The organism is Streptomyces sp. NPDC006923 (assembly GCF_040635655.1).
Classification (GTDB): domain Bacteria; phylum Actinomycetota; class Actinomycetes; order Streptomycetales; family Streptomycetaceae; genus Streptomyces.
Window position 1 is genome coordinate 346929 of sequence record NZ_JBEYIF010000002.1, and the last position, 17650, is coordinate 364578.

Annotated in this window: 7 protein-coding genes; 3 read left to right on the forward strand and 4 right to left on the reverse strand. The window is 71.7% G+C overall.

Annotation, left to right across the window (positions count from 1 at the left end; all coding sequences use genetic code 11):
• The first annotated feature begins 824 nt into the window (after positions 1 to 824).
• Positions 825 to 1556, forward strand: coding sequence for an SDR family oxidoreductase (locus tag ABZ707_RS04820; protein ID WP_360167780.1), 732 nt, complete (start codon positions 825 to 827; stop codon positions 1554 to 1556).
• Between the two features lie 94 nt (positions 1557 to 1650).
• On the opposite strand, the gene ABZ707_RS04825 is transcribed toward ABZ707_RS04820, so the two are convergent.
• Positions 1651 to 2628, reverse strand: a complete 978-nt coding sequence (locus tag ABZ707_RS04825; protein WP_360167783.1) for a class I SAM-dependent methyltransferase — start codon at positions 2626 to 2628, stop codon at positions 1651 to 1653.
• Between the two features lie 366 nt (positions 2629 to 2994).
• Between ABZ707_RS04825 and ABZ707_RS04830 the strand changes: the two genes are divergently transcribed.
• Both ABZ707_RS04830 and ABZ707_RS04835 read left to right on the forward strand, forming a co-directional pair.
• Positions 2995 to 3891, forward strand: a complete 897-nt coding sequence (locus ABZ707_RS04830) for a LysR family transcriptional regulator (protein WP_360167786.1) — start codon at positions 2995 to 2997, stop codon at positions 3889 to 3891.
• 83 nt (positions 3892 to 3974) lie between these two features.
• Positions 3975 to 4676, forward strand: a complete 702-nt coding sequence (locus ABZ707_RS04835) for an alpha/beta hydrolase (RefSeq protein WP_360167789.1) — start codon at positions 3975 to 3977, stop codon at positions 4674 to 4676.
• Here ABZ707_RS04835 and ABZ707_RS04840 read toward each other — a convergent pair.
• The 3 genes from ABZ707_RS04840 to ABZ707_RS04850 all read right to left on the reverse strand — a co-directional run bounded on the left by ABZ707_RS04840 (position 4656) and on the right by ABZ707_RS04850 (position 17437).
• Positions 4656 to 15503, reverse strand: a complete 10848-nt coding sequence (locus ABZ707_RS04840; RefSeq protein ID WP_360167792.1) for a hypothetical protein — start codon at positions 15501 to 15503, stop codon at positions 4656 to 4658. The genes ABZ707_RS04835 and ABZ707_RS04840 overlap by 21 nt on opposite strands.
• Positions 15504 to 15890: a hypothetical protein gene (locus ABZ707_RS04845; RefSeq protein ID WP_360167795.1), complete on the reverse strand. Its 387-nt coding sequence runs from the start codon at positions 15888 to 15890 to the stop codon at positions 15504 to 15506.
• Between the two features lie 257 nt (positions 15891 to 16147).
• Positions 16148 to 17437 (reverse strand): sulfite oxidase, encoded by a 1290-nt coding sequence (locus ABZ707_RS04850; RefSeq protein WP_360167798.1) that lies wholly within the window; start codon positions 17435 to 17437, stop codon positions 16148 to 16150.
• Positions 17438 to 17650 lie beyond the last annotated feature (213 nt).

Below are 17650 nucleotides of genomic sequence, written 5' to 3' on the forward strand. Positions count from 1 at the left end.
TCCGCTCCGGCGCCCGGTGTCTGTGTCGTCCGCTCCGGGTCCTGAACATCTCAGCGGGTCGAGTGACCACCGAGGCTGACCAGCGAGCCGGCCCACCCGGTCGTGGCGGACGCGGGTGGGCCGGCCTCATGGATCAGCGCGGTCAGGATCCCCGGCCGGTCGCCGGAATCGGATGTCGCGCCCCAGCGATGACGTGCCGATCTCCGGGTATTGACCGCCCGATGCCACCGGTGGACCCCGCGACCGGCGCCGTCCTTCCCCAAAAGCCCCGGCAGCATCTCGCAGGCGCCGATGTCCGCGTATACGCCCGCCTCCCGCGAAGCACCGGAAACGTCATGCCCGACGCCGGGCGGGAGAAATTCGATCCCCACGCATTCCACCGGCACCCGGATTCAGCGAAAGAAATGAATACCTCTCGCAAAAAAGACCGACGGTTCGGGGCGCCGGGGCACGAGCAGCACATCACGATCCACCCAGAAGCGCAGCTTGCAGAGGGTATAAGGAATCGGACGTCCCGTGGAGAGGTTCAGGGGCTTCCGCCGTGTTCCAATGGAACTACGGGCGTCGGGCGCCCGGCTCCCCCACGCCCGTCAGGGATTATGGGGCAGCCCTTATGGAAGCACACATGATGAAACGCGACCACGCGGCCACCTTTTCTGTGTCTCGACGGTGGACCGGCACTTCCGACCGCTCCAGTGATGCCCGCCCACAAAGCGAGCGGTACGCGGCATATCGAAATCCCACCGACTTCCCACCAATATCCCACCGATCGAGCACTCTGAAAAATATGTGCGGCCTCGGCCACGCTACTGAAGGAACACATCATGGAACTCAAGGATCAGGTCGCACTCATCACCGGTGGCACCGCCGGTATTGGTCTGGAGACCGCCAGGCTGTTCGTCCGTGAGGGCGCGTCTGTCGTCATCGCGGGCCGGAACCCCGAGCGCGGCGCGAAGGCTGTCGCCGAACTCGCGGACGGTCCTGGCTCGGCGCGGTTCGCCGCGGCGGACCTGGGTGACCTCGAAGATGTCAGAAGGCTCGCCGAGGACGCCGGGCCCGTCGACATCCTGGTCAACAACGCCTCGCTGTTCCCCGTCGCGACCACCGTCGACCAGGATGTCGAGACCTTCCAGAGGCTGTTCGACACGAATGTCCGCGGCACGTTCTTCCTCACCGCGGCGCTCGCCCCGGCGATGCTCGCCAAGGGCGCGGGAAGCATTGTCAATGTCTCCACCATGGCCGCCGTGATGGGTGTCCCGGGGGCTTCCGTCTACAGCGCGACCAAGGCGGCCCTGGCCTCGTTCACCCGCACCTGGGCGGCCGAATTCAGCCCCAGCGGCGTCCGTGTCAACTCGGTGGCTCCCGGTCCGACCCTCACCGACGGCGTTGTTGTCGAATGGGGCGACGGTGTCGCCGAACTCGGCAAAAGCATCCCGCTGCGCCGCACCGCCGGACCGGCCGAGATCGCCGAGTCCATTCTCTTCCTCGCCTCGGCCCGCTCCAGTTTCGTCACCGGCGCCAACCTCGCGGCCGACGGCGGTGCCACCGCCATCTGACCCGGCCCCGGCAGGATGTGGCGGCGCGGATCGACCGCCCCCCTCACCGTGCCGTGCCCCGTACCCCTGGACAGGTACGAGGCACGAGGACCAGTCAGCCAGTGCGGCGGGCCGCGACGAGCACGGGGCCACCGGGGACGGTCGGGAAGCGCCGCACGTCCTCCATGCCCGCGTCCGTCAGCGTCGCCGCCATATGGTCCGTGTCGAAGGAATTGCCTCCGCTCCGGACGGCGTTCCACCGCCCGACGGCCTGCCGCAACGGCTGGGCGGGGGCCGGGTTGGTCCCCGCCACAAGCCACCCGCCCGGTCGCAGGGCATCGATCAGCCGGGGAAGAGCCACCGTCAGCGTCGATTCCGCGACGAACGGCGCCGGCAGCCAGATCAGGTCGTAGCGGGACCGGTCGGAGACCTCGGCGACATCCAGTCGGCGCAGGGACACCCGGTCGGCGCCGGCGGGCGCCGACGCCAGCTCTTTCCGGGCCAGGTCCAGTGCCCGATCCAGGATGTCGATGCCCACGATCTCGGCATGGGGGAACTCTCCCGCCAGGGCGAGGGCCAGGGCCGCCACACCGGTCCCGACATCGAGGACGCGACCGCCGTCGCGGCCCAGCCGTTCGGCGAGACCGGACAGCCGCGGGACGACCTTGGTGGCGAGCGCCCGGCCGGTCGCGGCCGAGGCGCGCCCCTGGCTGAGCAGGACCTCGTCGGACTGGCCCGCCCAGCCGCCTTCGGCGCTGGTCTCGTCGTGCGTCGCGGCCGACAGAGCCTGCCGCAGCGAGCTCAGCCGGGCCTCCACCGCACTGCGCGCCGTCGGCTCGTCGGCAGGGACCAGCGCCGGGTGGGGAACAAGGTCGTCCCCGTCCCTGCGTACCAGTCCGGCGGCCTCCAGGACGGCGGTGCGCTGCGGGTCTGCGGCCAGCACCTGGGCAAGGGGTGAGGTCAACGCGTCGCGCATGGTGCCGATCATGGCGGCCAGCGCCCACGAAGCGGCTTCCAGGGTGGCCGCCGGGTCGTCGTGGAGGCGGAGAACGGGGCCGTCCGAGGGGCCGGTGGGCATCGCTTGAGTGGACATGGAGCTCTTCCGATGGAGAAGAATGGAGAAGATTCGACGTGCGTGGCAAGCGACTCCACCCGAAGCGGAGAGCGATGGGTGCCGGAGGAACCCGCCGCACCACCGTGGCTCCGCCGCGGAGGACGAGCGCGGGCCGCCGAAAAGGCCGGGACGCGTCGGGTGTTTTTCACCGCACACCAACCGCTCGCGCGCTGGGGTGCGCGGCAACTGTACAGCGTACGAAGCGGGTGAACCACGCGCCGTCTTCCGCCGGCCCTCACAACGGCGTGCAGGACAGGGGCAGGCGGGCCCGGACCGTACCGCGAGCACGGGCTCCTGGCCCGTTACGCTCGGCACCGTCTCCGCCAGGAAAGGGGCGTCCACGCGATGGAGATCCGCGAGATGCGCGCCTTCGTGACGGTCGTCGACGAAGGCGGACTGTCGGCGGCGGCGCGCGCCATGCACATCAGCCAGTCGGCCCTCTCGCAGACGGTCCGCTCACTCGAACGCCAGGTCGGCGGACAGCTCCTCGTCCGCGACCACAACGGAGCCCGCCCGACCGAGCTGGGCGCGACCCTCCTCGACCGGGCCCGGGCCCTCCTCGAACAGCACGACGACCTCATGGCCACGCTCACCCGCCCGGCCGCCCCCGTGGGACGGCTGCGCGTGGGGGTTCCGCTGGAACTCCCCACAGACCTCCTGCCCATGGCGATCGCGGAGGTCAGTGCCGCACACCCCGACACGTCCGTGGAGCTCCGGCACGCGCGGAGCACCGCGCAACTCGCGGCCCTGCGGGCCGGGGAGATCGAACTCGCCCTGGTGCGCGACCGTCCGACGGACCCGCGCCTCGACAGCGTTCTGGCGGTGGAGGAGGCCATGGGCGTCGTTCTCACCGCCTCGCGCGCGGACGAGCTGGCCGGCCCGGGTGGCGTACGGCTGCATCGTGTGAGCGGCATGTCCTGGGTCGGTTTCGCCCGCTCCGACGCTCCGGTGTGGCACGACCAGGTCGTCGCCATTCTGCGCAGCCACGGTGTCACGGACATCGACAGCGCGGGGGCCGACGACCGGCCGGTCCCACGGGAGGTGAAGTTCGCGGCCGTCGGCACCGGACGCTCCTTCGCCCTCGCCTCCGCGGGCTGGGTACACCCCCTGCCCGAAGGGCTGGTGTGGCATCCCCTGATCAGCGATCCCGTGGTCCGGCTCACCTGGGCCGTCTGGCGGTCCGATTCCCGGCAACGGGAACTCGCCACCCTCGTCGCGGCGCTGAGTGTGTCCGGGTACTGAGCTTCGCGCCGCTCCCCCGTACTCGCCGAGCCGGTGCCGCGGTGGCCCGCCGACCCTACGCAAGGCAGGGCAGGACACCACGCGTGGGTCCCGGTCAGCCGGGAGCGGGCCACTACCCGTGGCTCGACGACCCCGACCGCATCGGAGCACTGGGTATCTGCGCCTCTGGCGGATATGTGCTCCCCGCCGCCGCGGGCGACCATCGCATCAAGGCCGTCGGCACCGTCAGCGCCGCCGACATCTCCCGGCAGTTCCGGCTGGGCGCCGACGGCGCCCAGGACCCCGCCGTCATCCAGGGCATGCTCGACACGGCCGCCGAGGCGCGTACCGCCGAGGCCCGCGGTGACGGCGTTCAGCGCGTCCAGCTCTTCCCCGACACCGCCGAACAGGCGCGGGCCCTGGGCGGCCGGCATGGCTTCGAGGGCTTCGAGTACTACTGCACCGACCGCGCTCAGCACCCGCGCTCGGCGAAGTTCCTGACCTGGTCCAGCATCGACCGCATGGTCTCCTTCGACGCCTTCCGCTTCGCCGGTCTGATCGCGCCACGCCCGCTGCTGATGGTCGTCGGACGCGAAGCGGTGACCTCCTGGATGAGCGTCGAGGCGTACCAGAACGCTCGCGGACCGAAGGAACTGCACTGGATCGACGGCGCCGGCCATGTCGACCTCTACGACAAGCCGCAGTACGTCGGCCCCGCGACCACGAAGCTGACCGACTTCTTCCGTACCCACCTGGCCGAGCGCCCGGCCTCGGGTCCCGTGCGCTCAGCCAGTGGCCACGGGTGAGGGGCGCGGCCTCGGTGATCGCACGCCCCCGAGATCCAGCGTGATCCGGGGGACGCCCGGGCCGTCGGAGCCGAACCGGACGCTGCCCCCGGCCGGGTCGGTCAGCACGATGATCAGGCCCAGCCGCCGGGCCGCGACCTCGGCCAGGGTCCGTATGTAGGCCTCACCGTCCGCGTCCGGACGGGTCAGCAGGAGCAGCCGGAACGCGTTGTGTCCGCTCAGTGCGAGATCACGGGCCGCGAGACGGCCCGACTGGAGCACGGCCTGGGTCTGCTGATCCACCGTCAGCGGGATCCCGGCCCGCCGGAGTTCCTCCTCGCTGAAGACGGCATCGGGCGCGATCATGGGCCCGTGGGAGAGGTCGGGCGGCTGCCCGGCGGGGGTGTCGGCCAGCAGATCTCGTACGGCCTCGGGGTTCGGCGCGGCGGAGGGCCCCCCGGGGCCCAACAGGGCGAGTGTGTCGCTCAGTTGCTGGAGGAAGTCCTCACCACTCGTCTCCTCCAGAACCAGGGGGTCGATGGGCGCGCCGCCGTCGAGTGAGGTGTCGGTCGCGGGGTCCGGGGCGGGGACGGTCGCCATCCAGTGGTCGGACCTGCTGATGTACCGGTCCTGCCGCACCAGCGGGACCTGCGGGCCGACGCCCTGCCCCACCGGATAGACCCCGGTGTGGTTGATCACCAGCGCCGAGAAGCCGTAGACGAGGGTGGCCAGGGGCAGTGTGATGTCGCCTCCGGCGTTGTCATAGTTGCCGGGCGTGGCGATGTTGTCCGCGATCCGTGCGAGTTCCCGGTCGTCCAGACCGTGGACCAGCATCGTCGCCAGCTCCGTGTCGATCCTGCTCCGCCGTTCCGCCGCCAGGTCCGCGGCGTCCTCCGGCTGCCCGGGCCAGTCCCCCATCGCCGCGCGCACACGGTCCTCCGCCGCCCCGGCCAGCAACTGGTACCCGAGGGTGGTGATCAGCGGCTGGAGGTGCGGGGGACGCCCGATCTCGGCGCGGAAGGCGGTGGCGAGACGGCGCCGGACGGCCGCCGGGCCGGGCACCTGCCCGTCGGCACCGCGGAAGACATCCGGCGCGGTCGCCAGCAGGGAGTGCAGCAGACAGTCGCCGTCCAGCGGCACCTCAAGGACATGCCGGTCCTCGTCGCGCAGCGCCGTCCGCTGCCTCTCGCTCAACACGCCCACCACAGCAGGGTCGTCGGGGCCCAGAATCCGGCCCGAGCCCCGGGGCGGCGGCGCCTTGTGCTTGCCCTTGTCCCGGCCGCCCGTCGTGTCCTTGCTCTTGCTGTCTCTGCTCTTGCTGTCCTTCTTCTGGCTGTCTCTGCTCTTGCTGTCCTTGGCGCTGGTCTTCGCCCCGGTGGGCCGCAGCGCGCTGCCGGTCCCGTCCTTCGTCCGCCGCCTGCGCACCCCGCTCTCCGGGCCGCCCATGCCGAGCCCGGCCCGAGCGGTCAGGGAGCTGACCGGTACTTCCACATCGTGGCCGGCGGCCCCCCGGCCCCGGTCGTAGAGCTGGGTGCCGGCCCGGCCGAAGCTCACAGCGGCCAGCCGCTGTATGTCGGCGTGCTCCCTCTGCTGGGCCCGGACGCCGTCCAGGGCGTCCTGTGCCTCTCCGAGGGCGGTACGGGCGTTGTCGAGACGGGTGCGGGTGGTTTCCAGGCTGTCGCGCGCGTCCTTCCACTCGGCCGTGGCCCTGTCGAGCAGCCTGCTCGCCCGCTCCGGACCGGCCGCGGCGGCACGCGCCCGTTCGTCGGCGTCCGGCACGAGCGGTGCCAGCGCCCGGTCCGCCGCCGCCCTGGCGGCCTCGGCCTCCGTCAGGGCGATGTCCGCGCCGTCCCGCTTCCGCCGGGCGGCTTCGAGTTCGCGGTCCGCCTCCTCAAGCGTCTCGTTGGCCTTCGTCAACGGCTCCAGGGCCTTCCGCATGGCCGTGTCCGCCCGCAGTTCGGCGGTGCGCCCGATCCGTTCCGCGTTCTGCGCGTCGGTCACCGCCGCGGCGTCGGCCGCCGCGGCCAGACGTGTTCTGGCCGCGCGCACCTCGGCCCGGGCCTCGTCCCGCAGCCGCTCGGCCTCGTTGTAGCGCTCTTGGGCCGTCCGCTGAGTGTCGGCGGCCTTCCGCTGCGCCTTCTGCCACTGGTCGAAGCGGAGGTGCGCGGTGTCCCGCCGCTGCTCGGCCCCGGCCCGGTCCGACTCGGCGACGGCCAGTGTCTCCTCCGCCGTGCGCCGGACCACAAGCTGTTCCGCCGTCGTCAGCGCGGCGGTGTCCTTTTTCAGCGCTTCGGTCAGACCGTCGTGGTGGGCGGCGGCCTCCTCGTAGCGGACGGTCAGCCTGCCGTCCTCGTCCTGCTTGAGCGAGGACTGCAGCAGCGCCGCCACCGAATGCCGGTTGAGCGCGCCGGCGAACACCGTCCACACCCGCCGGGTGCCGGGATCCGCGCCGCTCAGCTCGCCGTCCGCGTCGAACAGCCAGCGCTGGTGCCCCTGTTCGGTACGGAGCATCAGCTCCACCGGCCGCTGGGAGAGCTGCGCGGTCCTGGCCGCCGTGTAGAGCGCGCGGGCGACCTCCGGCAGGCCGTCCGGGTCGGTGCGGTTGCCGGGACCGACCGCCAGCCAGAGCTGCACGCGGGTGTCGTCGGGATGCAGTCCCGCGGCGATGACACCGGGCAGGTCCGCGAGGGGGTGGGTGGTCCAGTCCCGGTCGGCGGGATCGGCCTGGTCACGAAGGATCGAGCGGAGGTCGTAGATCCCCGGGTCGGTACGGGGCGGGGTCACACCGTGGCCCAGCAGGTCCCGCTCCGTGAGCCGCGCCGTCGTACGGCCCGCCACATACCGGCGCTTCGTACCCCGGCCCAGCTCGATCACGACGTCGACCTCGGCGACATAGCTCCGCACCCCGCGTTCACCGGCGGACACACTGGTGATGCCGACCTTCAGCCATTCGCGGACGGTGCTGCTGATCGCGGCGGACTGGGCGGAGCCGACGGGGCGGGCCGCGCTCAGCGGGATACCGAGGCCCAGCCGCTGTCCGGTGCCACCGGGGGCGGGCAGACCCACGGTGACGGAGACCGTGGGCAGTTGGGCGGTGGAGGTCGAGGAGGAAACACTGACGCCGCCGTGCCTGACCCGGTCCATGGTGACGTCGCCACTGCTGTTGACCGGGCGCGGGTTGTACAGGCGGGTGATCCTGACCGCCTCGCGGTCCGTACGGGAGCCCGGGTAGGCGGAAGCGGTGCTCCTGCCGTAGTGGATGTACTCGCCGAGCTGGACCGCCGCGTTCTCCTCGGTGGTGACGCCGGATTGTTCCGACGCCAGGCCCAGCTCCCTGATGGCCCGGTGCAGCGACTCGTGGCCGGGGAACTCGTGGGCCACCAGCGCCTCGGTGAGGACGAGCTGCGGACCGCCGTACGGAGTGGAGGCGTCGGCGGTGCGGGCCGGGTCGGTGGTGTGCAGGGTGAACTCGATGGGCCCGGTCAGCGCGGCCGGATCGGTGACCGGGTCGTCGTCCGTCCCCGGCAGCGCGTCGGGGGCCGCCGGGGACTCGCCCGCGACAAAGCGCAGCGTGGCCCGGTACGGCGTGTCCACCGGCACCGGCGCCCGGCCGTAGAAGGTCTTCGCCAGCCAGGACGGCCAGTCGGAGCCGGCCCACCAGGTGGCGAGGTCCGCGCTGTCCCGCCAGGAGGCGAGGCCGCTCGCGATCACACCGCCGGGGAGGTTGAGCGGCCACTCGGCGAGCGGCGCCGAACGCAGCGCGCTGGTGACGACGTAGTCGACGTCGAAGTCCGCCACATGGTCGTTGCGCAGCCAGAAGCGGTCGTCCCAGGCGCTTGTCCTGGTGATGCCCCGGCTCTGCTTGCGGCCCGCCCCCATGGCGGGGCCGGTGCGGTCACCGGTCATCGCGTCGGCGGCGTCCGGCTTGCGGGTGAGCAGTGTCAGGGTGGTGGACTGGGCACGCGAGGTGGTGTCGTTGTGTGTGATGCCCTTCGGGGCGTGCACAGTGGCGTTCTCCAGCCCGGTCCCCGCCGTGGTCTTGCGTCCGCGCAGGGTGCGCAGGTCCTGGGCGGCGTCCCTGGGGCGGGCGGACAGGGCGATCTCCACCAACCGGGCACCACCGTCCGCGACATGGACGAAATGGAGTGTTCTCGGGTTGTTGGGGCCCCGGGCGGGCAGCGACCGCAGTGCGCCGACGGAGGTGAGGTAGGCGATACGGGAGTGCAGGCCCGGCAGATAGGAGGCGTTGCCGGGGGTGAGCACCCCGGGGGCCTCCCGCTCCACCTGGCGGACCAGGCTCTCGTAGAGCGGGTTGCGGGTGCCGACGGCAGTGTTTTCGGCGCCGGTGGTGGTGTCGGCCGGGGCGGTGGTTTTGGCGACGGTGGTGGTGTCGGCGGGAGCAGTGGTGTTGGCGACGGCCGTGGAGCCGGCGGGGGCGGTGGTGGGCGTGGCCGCCGGGGCGGTGGGGATGAGGTCGAGCACCGTGCCCACGCCGATCCGCTTGCTGCGCACGAACCGTTCGGGAAGCCCGGGGCGCGGGCCTTCGAGCGCCGGGTCGGATTCCCCGAGAATCGCCTCCAGGCCGTCCATGCCCTCGAACCAGGGCGCGTTGGCGCGGATCTGGCGTGCGGTGGCCAGCATCTGCAGGGCCTGTGGGAGGTCGACGGCGAGCACCACGGTCTCCCCGGGGCCGAGGCCGACAAGGTTCACCAGCACATTGCGCCGCCCGTGCCGGATCGTCATAAGGACGGTGACATCGGCGATCAGCCGGTACTGGCGGTTGCTCTCGGTGGCGACACGGCTCTGGTTGGTGCTGGAGCGGATTGCGTCGGCCTCCTCGGTGTGCCCCTGGAAGCTCTGCGCGAGATTGGGCGCGACGGTGAAGGAGTCCGGGTGGGAGCCGGGGTCGTTGGCGCGTCCGCTGAAGGCGCCCACGACCCGGTGGCCGGAGACGGTCCGTGTCTCACTCGCGTTCGCGGTGAGCGAGGTGGTCGCGGACTCCTGGTACTGGTTGAGTGCGACGGGCCCGGCGGTGGGCACGTCCGTGCCGGACGAGGGGCCGGCCTGGGACTCCTGGTGCTGGTTCAGGTCGACCGCCAGGGCGGGGCGGCGCGCGTACGCCGTCAGCTCCACCGAGAAGTCGTGGTCGAGGCCCATGCCGGGCAGCGTCATGCCTTCCAGCACATAGCTGCCGCCGAGGATCTGGTGCCCGTGCGCGAGCAACTGCCCCGGCGAGTGGCCCACCCGCAGCGTCTCGGAGGCCAGCGATCCCTGGTCCCCCGGGGCCGGGCCGATCACCAGCGTGGTGGTGCCGCGCAGGACGGCCGCCGCCAGGCCGATGACCCCGCCCTCCGTCCTGCCGAAGCCGGTGTTCCTCGGGTCGGGTATCCGGTTGGGCAGGCCGGCGATGATCCGGTCCCACACACCGATCAGCGCGCCGGACCCGGCGAAGAGGTCGATCACGGCATCGCCCGGGACACGGAAGACGTCCGGGCGGGGTACGCCGGCCGCCGTGAGCCGCATCCTGAGATGGTCCTCGGCGGTCGCCCTGCGTACGACGGGGGCCGGTACGGGCTTCACGTTCATCCGGGCGTGCAGTGTGCGGTGTTCGGGCACGGCGATCCGCAGTACTCCCGGCACACCCGGGCTGTCGGTGGGCGCGGCCACGGGAGCGGGCGCCGGGTTCTCCTCGTCGGAGGCGGGCCCGCCCGGATGCGGCCGTTCGCGGGCGAACCGGTCCAGGGGGACCAGGGGGTCGCTGCCGTACACGTCCAGGTCGAGGAGCAGCGGCACCTCGAAGACCTCGGCGGCCTGTCCGCCGCTGCTCAGGGTCAACTGGTCGTGGCTGATGCCGTCCTCGGTCGTGCTGGTCCGGGTCCGGTTCCAGTCGAACAGCCAGTCGGCGCCGCCACCGAGCCAGCCCCTGGCCTTGTCGATGAGCCCACTGCCGGAACCACCGAACCCCAGGGACCAGCCCCAGGTGTGCGACTGCTGTTCGGCTCCCGGCACGGCCAGGCCGACCGAGTTGATGAGCTGGACCGCCGGGAGGCTTCTGGTGTGCCGGGGCTCGCGCGCGGGGTCCCGGCGGCCGGAGAGCCGCAACTGGATCCGCTGGCCACCGATCATGGACGGGTCGTCGAGCCAGAGGGCGTAGCCGCCGTCGATGATCGAGTCGGCCGCGGCCCGGCGGCCGATGGAGGACCTGGCCTGCTGGACACGGCGCAGGTTCACCAACTGGGCATGGGCACGGGGCTCGTTGATCCCCGGTATCCAGTCGTTGGTCCGCCGTGGCGGCGGCAGGAAACCGTGCTCGCGCAGCCAGTCCTCCGCGCGGTCGAACATCACGTCCGTACCGGTGACGGCCAGGGGGCTGGCCGACACTCCGATGCTGCGCGCGTCGGCCAGTTCGGCCGGCAGCCGGCGCACCTTGGCACCGGTGGGCTTCGTGCCGCGCGCGTCGGCGGCGCGCAGAATCCGCATCCGGCCCAGGTGGGGCCTTCCGCCGCCGCCGAAGACCCGCGGGCCGCTGGTGCCGCCCCGGGCCGCCACGAACTCGACGGTGTAGGTGAGCCGCGCGTCCGTGAGCAGGTGCGAGGCGTTGCTCCGTACGGAGTGCTGGAGCACGGAACCGGCTCCCGACCCCAGACTCCGGGCGCCTCGGTACACCAGACCACCGCGGCCGGTGGGACCGCCGCTGGCGGTCGCCGACTTGCCGGGCTCCGGCTTCTGGCCGGTCATCGGGAAGGTGACGGAGCCGTCCAGGGCCACGCCGCTGGTCACCTTCGACGAGATGTTCACCTTCTGGGAGTGCGCGAGATGGCTCTCCATGTTGATCTTGCCCTTGACACTGCTGCGCAGAGGTCTGCCGGTCTCGACGGCCACGGTCACCTTGAGCATGCCGAGGGCGTTGCCGTCCTTGTCCAGCAGCACCGGGGAGTACATGCCGTCGCGCATCAACGGCGCGTTGCCCCGCTGGCTGGCCTCCGCCAGCATGGTGTCGACCTCGCCCAGCGAGTCCTTGCCGATGTTGCGCAGTTCCCGCTCGAAGTCGCGCTTGACCTCGCGGGCCAGCCGCCCCGGGTCGGCCAGCGAGTCGATGGTCCACAGCGGCAGGTCGTCAGGATCCGCCGGTGTGTTCGCCTCGTCCCGCGGGTCCGGCACATTGCCCTCGTCCACCACCATGTGCTGGGGGAACCACACGGCGACCGTGCCCTGTGCGGGCGCGTCCGGACCGGGTTCCTGCCAGTCGCCGAAGCCCTCCCCGCCGTCCGTGCGCCGGAGTTCGATGTCCTGGCCCTGCTGCCCCGGTTCGGCTTGGAGCACCGGAGAGGTGTTCGGCACCTGGAAGCGGAGGCTCCAGGAGGTGTCGTACTCGAAGGCTTCCGACTGCTCGTTGCTCCGCTGCGAAGAAACGACCTGGACGCTGTCGGTGATCGTCGTCGAGTTCGAGAGCTGATTGTGGGTGAGTGCGAGCTGCACGGAGGCCCGGACGGCGGTCAGCGGCAGGAGGGAGGCGGTGGGAAAGGCGCCGCTCCACCCGATCGGGATGGTGCGTGTGGTGTTGGAGCCCGAGGTGTCCGCGGTGCTCTGGGCGCCCATCGCCCGCCGCTCCACCCGGCGTTCGGGGTCCTTCTGGGTGTTCACTCCGAAGCGCTTGGACCGTCCGGCGTAGTTCAGCGCGAGCCGTACGTCGACGGTGTGCTCGGTGCCGTTCACGCCGAACGTCATCCGGTGGCCGTTCTCACTGAGCAGCGCCGCGGTGTGTTCGGCCAGCGACTCCGCGTTGACCTGATCGTCCAGGGCCGCGAGGTCGGCGGGGCGCGTGATCCGCAGGGCGGTCACCAGCCGGCTCCGCAGTGCGGCGATCGACCGCTTGGACAGTGGCCCGATGGAGACGAGTCCGGGGGCACCGTCGCGGGCGGATCCGAAACTGGTGACGAACACCGAGGGTTCCGGGTCCACGACGACGGTGCCTTCGGGGCTGGTGACGGTCACCGTCGCGGGCGGGTCGTACGGGGCGGTGCCCGGCACGGAGCGCGTCCGTGACCCTTCGGGGGGCGTGCTGGAGCGGCCCTCCCCTTCGGGTGCCTCGATCGCCCGGCCGACGTCCTTGCGAGGAAGGCCCGGCTCCGGGGAAGTCGTCGACGACGTCTTCGGCCGCCTGCCGGAGGTGGACGACGAGGTGCCGGAACTCTTCGAGCTCTTCCCGTGTTTGCCGTCCTTGCTGTCCTTGCCGTTTTTCTTGGGCGCGTGCGAGGGCTGATGACGGGGCGGCGCGTCGGCGGGCGCGAGCCAGTCCCGCGGGTTCACGGGGTTGCCGGAGACGGTGACGACGCGAGGCGTGGGCGCGGTGCCGTTGGCCGCCGGGGCGGAGGAGGTCGTGGCGGTGGACGCGGGAACGGTGGGCGTCGGCGCGGAGGACGTTGTCGCCGTGGGAGTCGGCGCGGCGGGACCGGGGGCGGTGGGGCCGGTGGATGTGGTGGCGGTGGGGCCGGTCGTGGTCCGGGTGGCGGCGGCCGGAACAGAGGTGTCGGAGGGGACGACACCGGGGACGGCGGCGGTGGGTGCGGGCGCCTGGTCCGGCCGCGGGTCCACAGTGTCGGTATCGGTGTCGGTGTCGGTGTCGGTGTCGGTGTCAGCCCTGTCGGTCCCGGAGGTCGCGGGCGTGGTGTCCGGACGGGTGCGGGAGTGCGGCGCGGTGGGCTCGGTCGGCCGGTCCTGACCGGTGTCCGGTGCCCGACCGGCGTCGGGAAGACGCTCCGTATCGGTCGTCAGCTCCGAATCGGCGGTCCGCACCGGGTGGGCCGTCGGGTCCGGCGCCGGGCGCACCGGAGCGGCCTGCGGCGTCCGCCCCGGCTCATTGCGCTGCTCGGTCCCGCCGGGTGCGCGGGTGTCCCCGGCGGTGGCCGGGAGCGCGGGGCGTTCGCCGGTCGCGGTCCCCGCCGGAGGCGCGGTGAGTGCCGTGTCCGTGGCCCCGTCGAGCACGCGCGCGCTCAGTGGGAAGTCCCGGACCACGGGGCCCGAGTCCGTGACGTTCTCGATGGTCCGCAGATAGTCGAGCGGCACACCGGCGGCGGGCAGGTGCGAGGCGTCCGCCATCAGTCCGTACGCGTCCGCCTGGGAGGCCAGCCGCCGGAACAGCGTCTCGGCGTCGTGCCCCCGGTCCCCGAGCCCGGCGTAGTGCAGCACCTCGTGCAGCGCGGTCGCGTCGTCCTCCTCGCGCGTCTGGTCCGTGACGCCGTCGCCGTCCTGCGGGTGGAGGCGGAAGTGGGTCTGGTCCGAGCGGCCCGGGTCCGCGGTCCGGGTGAGGTGGACGGCCTCGGGATGGTCGGCGGCCGGAGTGAGGGTGAGGTCGATGTTCAGTTGGTCGCCGGACCCGGGCAGCAGCAGGCCGTTGTTGAAGTGGGTGTCCAGCAGACCCTGGATACGGCTCTGGAACGCGGGCAGCTCCGCCGGGTCGAAGCCGGTGCCGAAACTGACCGGCAGATGGATGGAGAGGTTGCGCACCCACTGGCCCGGGGTGACCTCGATCCGCTGGATCCAGGTGCGGATCAGGGTGGATTCACCGCTCAGTGTGCTGGAGTCGCCGGGGAGCGGGCCGGGATCGCGGGCGGGGTCGAAGCGTTCGGTCCACAGCGCGGAGGCCGGCGCGTACGTCAGCCAGTCCTGCCACTGCGCGCGTGTCACGGGCCCTGGCGAGGGCGTGGCCAGGAGCGGGGCGGGCGGGGTGGCCACCGGCGGCGGCGTGAAGGCGGGGGCGGGTGTGACCGTGGGGACGGGGGCGCCGGAACGGTCGCCGCCGCCGGACTTCTCCGTACCGTCGAACGGCGATGACTGGTTGATCCCGCCGCCGCCCCCGGTCAGGTCGGAGTCGAAGGTGAGACGGAGGGCCTGGCCGCCGGCGGTCAGGCCGGAACTCGCACCGTGGTCGAAGATGCCACTGGTGCCGCTGCCGACCAGGGTCTCCCATTTGAAGGCCCAGTTGTTGTCGAACGCACCGTTGATGACGACTTCGGCCGCCGCCTCGCTGACACCCGTGACGACAAAGGACGACGGAACGTCGAACACGTGGTTGGTGAACTTCTGGAAGTTGCCCCCGAAGGGCAGGCCGCTCTTGAACGGGTTGTCGTTGAACAGCTTGATGTTGAGCAGCTTCTTGAGGTAATCACCCGCGCCGCCGAGCCACTGGGTGAAGAGCCCGGTGAGACCGCCGAAGGCCGCCGCCTTCAACACCGCCGCGCCGTCGATCCCGCCCGGTTTGCGCCGCCCCGTGTTGAGGCCGATCTGGGCGAGCCGGACGGCGAGGGTCTGGAACGCCTCCTCCAGCGCGCCGGACAGGGTCGGCGCGAGATGGCTCATGCGGAGCAGCCGCTGGAGGATCAGCAGCACCGCCAGCCTGCTGCGCGCCCTGGCCAGGAACATGCTGGTCAGCGAGGTGCCGCCGGTGAAGAAGGCGAGAGCGGCCAGCATCGCCAGCTCCGCGAGGAGCATGATGATTTCGGAGATGATCTCCCATTTGGCGGCCTGGATGTTGATCGAGTGGTCGATCTGTCCCGAGGCGATGCTCTCCAGTTGATCGACCATCTGCTGGAGATGGTCCACACCGCCGTCGTCCGTGAGCAGCGAAAGGCCCTGGATATAGGACTCGGAGACCCGCGAGGGCAGTCCGGCACCGGCATCGGTGACGGACTGCTCGACGGCGGCCCGCAGTTCGAGGAGATCCGCGCCGAATTCCGTGTACAGCTTCTGGCTTTCGTAGGCCAGATTCTCCCTGGCCTGCAACGGCATTTCGCCGATGAGGATCCAGAGCATGGTGCGGACTTCCGGAGGGAAGTTGATTTCCTCCACTCAGTGCTTCCCGGTGTTGCCCGGTCCGGGGCCGCCGCCGAATCCGGTGTCCGACGTGCGGCGGAAGCTTTCGATCTTGTCCGTGGAGTCCTGCTGGGTGTCCTCGATCTCCTTGAGGTTGGCCTGGGTGGCGACGACAAGCCCGTTCAGGGCCTGCTCCAGGCCGTCCGCGACCTCCAGGCAGTACCGGTTGTTCTCCTCGTAGCCGGGCCGGGCCTGGTGAGCGAAGTCGTCGGTCCAGCCGGGCCATTCGGTGAAGTCGCGTTCCCGCGCGAGAAAGCGCTGACGCATGCGCTCGGCGATCTCGGGGAGCGCCTCCATGCTCGCGATGGCCCGCCGGAGCGCGGCGGGACTGGCCTCGTACGTACCGTCCGTACCGGAACTCATGCCCCTCGCCCTCTCTGCGGGACAGTGGCCCTCACCGTGCTGCCCCCGGCCGCCACACACTGACGCGTCCGCGCAACGCCCGTTGCCGGAGGGGCTGTTGATGCTACCAGCAGGTGTATGTCATGCGTCTATCAGATGTATGTCATCTGAATTCCGATCACATGTCACGAGCGGTGCCGGCCGGGGACGGGACGTCCTCCTGCCCCGCGCCGTCGCCGGGGCCGGTGGCCCCGGCGACGGCGTCTCCTGAGGAGCGGTCAGACCACGGTCACCGGGTGCCGTACCACCGCGTCGAAGAGATACCCCTGTGTGTTGGGTACGGCCACCTCCGGCTGCCTCCGCCCCGAGCTGTCCGTCGCGCGTGCCAGCAGTACGGCAGGGCCGCGATCGCGCGGCACCCACTCCGCCGACCAGCGGACCCAGCTCCCGCGCAGCGGCGCGTCGCGCAGTCGCGCCCGCCGCCAGTGGACGCCGCCGTCGGTGCTGATGTCGACGGACGTCACCGGCGCACCGCCCGACCACGACCGGCCCGTCAGCACCTCGCGCCGGTGCGCGGTGAGGGTCGCGCCGGGCTCCAGCTCGAAGGCGCTCTTGAGGCTCTGCCGGGTGAGCGGCGCGCTGCCCCCGGCCGGATAGTCCGTACCGAACAGCCGGTAGAGGTCGGTGTTCCACGCGCTGTACAGCGGTACGTCGCTGACCTCGATGTCCCCCAGCCACTTGATGTTCGACACGCCCACCCAGGACGGCACGATCAGCCGGACCGGGAAGCCGTGGTCGGGCGGCAGCGGCTCACCGTTCATCTCGTAGGCGAGCAGCACGTCGTCCAGCGCCTTGGCCACGGGCAGCGGCCTGCGGACGCGGCCCAGGTTCACTCCTTCGCTGATGACCTCGTCGTCGAGACCGCGCGGCATCACGTCGACGGCGTGGCGGGAGATGCCCGCGCGGCGCAGTACGTCGGCGAGGCGTACCCCGCGCCAGCGCCCGACACCGATGGCGCCCAGTGTCCACGCGGTGCCGGTCACCTGCTGGTTCTGCTGGGTGGTGTAGAAGCTGCGCCCGTTGCCCGCGCACTCGACGAAGGCGGTGCGGGTGACGGACGGCAGTGCGCGCAGTTCGTCGTAGCCGAGGCTCAGTGGCTCGCCCGTCAGTCCGCTCCCCCAGACGGTCAGTCGCCACTCGTCCGCGTCGATGCGCGGTGTCGTCGTGTGGTTGCGGACGAAGAAGTGGTCGGCGGGGGTGTGCAGTCCGGTCGAGCGCAGGGAGGCGAAGGTGGTTTCGGCGTTGGTGCCGCGCACGGTGAAGACGTCGGACGGCAGCGGCTTCACAATGCCGGGGGCGGGCGCGGCGCCCGGCGCGCCGGTCCTCGCGGTGGGTTCCGCCGCCCCGGCGGTGGGTGTGTGAGCCGCGACGGGCAGCGTGACCGACGCCGAGGCGAGCAGCCGCAGCAGGGCCCGGCGCTCGATTCCCGCGGACCGGGCGCGGCCGCGATACCACTGCGTCAGGCGGGTCCTGTCGTACCGGGACTCGTCTGATGGATGAGAGGACATCAGTGCTCCGAGAGTGAGAATACGGGGGTTACCGGTGGGTCGGGTGAGCGTGGCAACGGTGCCCGACCCCGTCAACTCCCCCTCCCAGCCGCCGCATCGCGCGCGTACCGGGCGCGCTTCGCGAGCCGCGCTCCGTGCGCCGCGCGCCGCGAGGTCCGGCACACCGCCTCCCACCTGTGCCGTCGTGGCGAAGGCGGGGCCGGAGGGGCGAAG